This is a genomic window from Micromonospora phytophila (genome assembly GCF_023656545.1).
Lineage (GTDB): Bacteria > Actinomycetota > Actinomycetes > Mycobacteriales > Micromonosporaceae > Micromonospora > Micromonospora phytophila.
The window spans coordinates 1-3425 of record NZ_JAMOKF010000463.1 but is presented as its reverse complement, the minus strand read 5'-3'; the positions used below and the strand labels follow the sequence as shown (position 1 = coordinate 3425).

The window sequence follows — 3425 nt, the reverse complement described above, 5'->3', positions numbered from 1 at the left end:
TACTCTGCCTGCATGAGGGGCTCCTCCTTCGTCGTGAGACGTGAGCACCCCGAGCATCCCGCCCGGGACCCACGAGGAGCGAGGCCCCGCTCCTTCATGCCATCACGGACGTCCTGAGACCCGACATCGCCGGCAGCCGGCGGCCCTGCTCGCGTATCGGCTGCTCAGGCGGCGTAGACGGCGGTGGCGTCATCGCTGCGCTTGTTGCGTGCCCACTTCATGCAGGACGGGTCGCAGCCTCGATGGCGCGTACTCGTCGGATCAGCTCGGTTGGGCCGTTCTGCTCCAGGACTTCGAGCACGTCGGGCCAGTCGAGCAGTCCGAACAGGGCAACCAGGCGCGCAGCTCCGTCGGTCAGCACGGCGACTCGTCGGACGCTGTCGAGCGGAACGTCTCCTGTGACGGCGTGCTGAGCGGCGAACGGATCCGCAGCTGCCACCCAGTAGCCACCAGGCTGGTTACGAGCGGCCAGTTCGGCGTGCTTCATCCGCAGCAGCGCGGCCTGCTTCTCGGCCGACCCGAACGGGTGCCGATCGGCTTCCTCGCGTTCGGCGCGGGCGGTCCTGTCCACCCGGTCGTCGGTGATGACCTGGATGCCCTCGGTGGTGTCAATGAGAACCGTGACATCACCGAGTACCAGGTACTCCAACGCGGTGTCCTCTACCAGCTGCTGCGCGCCGGCCTCGCCGGCGGCAAAGGCGTCCCCGCGACGGTCGCCGGGCATCCGGCGGTTTTCCCCACGTTCACCGCCCCGTCGTTCGGCACCGTGCACACCCGCGTGGTCAAGCGGCACACCTGCGGCAACCGCCGCCGCTGCGACTGCCGGGCCGAACCCTGCCACCCCCGCCGGGCCACCGACCCCACCGCCCAACCCTGTGAGCACGGACAACCCACCGTGTGCTGGGCACGACACGAGGACAACGATCCCCGGCTCGGACAGCCGCTGTGCCTGGACTGCTACGACCACGACGCCCAGGTGGTGTGGAACCACTCCGCCCCGGAGTTGTGGCGCCGCACCACCATCGCCATCACCCGCCACCTCCGAGCCCGCGCCCGACAGCTCGGCCTGCCCTCGGTCGAGCAGGTCACCGTCTCGGGCCGGGTGCGTCGGGTGCCGCCAGTCAAGCCGTCGTTCGGCAAGGTCGCCGAGATGCAACGCCGCGCCGTCGTGCACTACCACGCCGTCATCCGGCTCGACGGCGTCAACCCGTACGACCCGGACGCGCTCGTGCTGCCGCCGGCCGGGATCGGCGTTGACGACCTGGTCGCCGCAGTCGAGCACGCCGCCGCCACCGTCACCTTCACCACCCGCCCCCACCCCGCGCGGCCGACCGGCCGGCGCATCGCCTGGGGCGAGCAGGTCGACGTGCGTCCCATCGCCGCCGACGGCGAGATCACCGACGGCAAGGTCGCCGGCTACCTGGCCAAGTACGCCACCAAGAGCACCGAAGCCACCGGCCACGTCTCCCGCCGCCTCGACGGCGAGGTCATCGACCTCTACGCCAACGAGCAAGGCACCCACCCGGAGCGGCTGATCGACGCCTGTTGGACCCTCGGCGGCCACCGCGACTGGCAACAGCTCCGACGGTGGGCACACATGCTCGGCTTCGGCGGCCACTTCCTCACCAAAAGCCGCCGCTACTCGGTCACCTTCCGCATCCTGCGCGACGCCCGGATCATCTGGCGACGGACCGAAACCGGCCACGAATACGCCGACCAACCCGACGACGACACCACCCTCATCGTTGGCCTCCTCACCTACGCCGGGTCCGGCTGGCGCACCAGCGGCGACGCGCTGCTTGCCAACACCGCCGCCGCGATGGCCCGTGAGAGACGCGAGGTAGCCCGCGAGGAGTTCGCCGCTGCTGCCTGACCCGCCCACCGATTCACCGTCAAGACCGGCTTGACGGTCAACCGACGAACCGAGGAGAGGAAGCCCATTGCCCACCACCCTGACCGCACCCGCGAGAAAGGCGCTCTACCGCATCCCCGAAGCCATGACCCTGCTCAGCCTGTCCCGCTCGGTGATCTACGAGCAGATCCGCGCCGGCAGACTCCGCACCGTTCAACAAGGCCGCACCCGCCTCGTCCCCGCCGCCGCCATCACCGCCTACGTCACCCTGCTCGAACAGGAAGCCCAGAAAGGAGGCACCCGATGACCACACGCCGCGCCCGAGGAGAAGGCGGCCTGCACTGGGACGAAGCCCGGCAACGCTGGATCGCCACCATCACCGTCGGCTACACCCCGGCCGGCAAACGCATCGTGCGCAAAGGCAGCGGCAAAACCAAGACCGAAGCCCGCACCAAACTCCGGGAGAAGATCCGCGACTACGAAGACGGCCTCGCCCTTGTCAAAGATGGGCACACCGTGGCCGGCGCTCTCACCGACTGGCTCGCCTACGGCCTGAGCAACCAGTCCGAGAACACCAAGGCGAACTACGCGACCCTCGTGCGCTCCCACATCATCAGCGACCTCGGTGCGAGGAAGCTGCGAGACCTCAGCGCTACCGACGTCGACCGCTGGCTCATGGGCAAAGCCCAACACCTGAGCACCCGCACCCTGCGCCTCCTTCACTCGCTGCTGAATCGCGCAGTCAATCGGGCCATGGCGCGAGACAAGGTCAAGCGCAACGTCGTGGCACTCTGCGCCGTGCCCACCGGTCGCGGCGGCCGTCCATCGAAGTCACTGACGCTCGACCACGCCAAAGCGCTCCTGGCCGCTGCCGAGGGCAGCTCGTTGCACGCCTACATCGTGCTGTCACTGCTGACCGGCGCTCGCACCGAAGAACTGCGAGCCCTCACCTGGGCACACGTCGACCTCATCGGCAAAGCCGGACAACGATTCCCCGGTGCCTCCATCCATTCAGGTCTGGCGCTCAGTGCGTTCCGACGGAGACACCAAGACCAAGAAGTCGCGTCGCACCCTGGCTCTGCCGGCCCGGTGCGTCACCGCGCTCACCACCCACCGCGAGCGCCAGGACCAACCTGCCGCCGACCGCCTCGTCTTCGCCTCTGCCGCCGGCACGGCCCTCGATCGGCACAACGTGCTTCGGGCCTTCCGCCCTGTCGTCGCCAAAGCGGGCCTTGACCCGCGCGACTGGACACCCCGCGAGCTGCGGCACAGCTTCGTGTCCCTGCTGTCAGACAGCGGCATGAGCCTTGAACAGATCGCTGACCTCTGCGGCCATTCCGGTACGACTGTTACCGAAACTGTCTACCGGCACCAACTGCGGCCGGTGCTCCTGGGCGGCGCAGTCGCCATGGACCGGATCTTCGACGCTGAGGCATAGTCACCCAGTTAGCCTCCGATGTCCCCTTGGTGACGCCCGTGCTGGGCGTGAAAATCGGGGTGGCTGCCCGCCGACGTCGAGTGACATTGGCCTATGAGGCCGTCAGTTAGCCTGACGCTGGGAGCGTGATTTTAG

Annotated in this window: 2 protein-coding genes and 2 pseudogenes; 3 read left to right on the top strand and 1 reads right to left on the bottom strand. The window is 68.5% G+C overall.

Annotation, left to right across the window (positions count from 1 at the left end; genetic code table 11):
- Positions 1-217: 217 nt before the first annotated feature.
- Positions 218-724, bottom strand: a complete 507-nt coding sequence (locus NCC78_RS29615; RefSeq protein ID WP_250798661.1) for a hypothetical protein — start codon at positions 722-724, stop codon at positions 218-220.
- Between NCC78_RS29615 and NCC78_RS29610 the strand changes: the two are divergent.
- The 3 genes and pseudogenes from NCC78_RS29610 to NCC78_RS29600 all read left to right on the top strand — a co-directional run.
- Positions 662-1873: pseudogene (locus NCC78_RS29610) on the top strand (replication initiator); the annotation flags it as partial. The gene NCC78_RS29615 and the pseudogene NCC78_RS29610 overlap by 63 nt on opposite strands.
- A gap of 67 nt (positions 1874-1940) precedes the next feature.
- The gene (locus NCC78_RS29605) at positions 1941-2159 is read left to right on the top strand and encodes a helix-turn-helix domain-containing protein (protein WP_284706368.1); all 219 of its coding nucleotides are present in this window, start codon (positions 1941-1943) and stop codon (positions 2157-2159) included.
- Positions 2156-3290: pseudogene (locus NCC78_RS29600) on the top strand (site-specific integrase). Before NCC78_RS29605 ends, NCC78_RS29600 begins: the two are co-directional and overlap by 4 nt.
- The last annotated feature ends 135 nt before the right edge of the window (positions 3291-3425 follow it).

What these genes read in the sequence shown, in the direction of transcription:
- NCC78_RS29615 (WP_250798661.1), bottom strand. Translation starts at nt 724, where the DNA reads ATGCCCGGCGACCGTCGCGGGGACGCCTTTGCCGCCGGCGAGGCCGGC.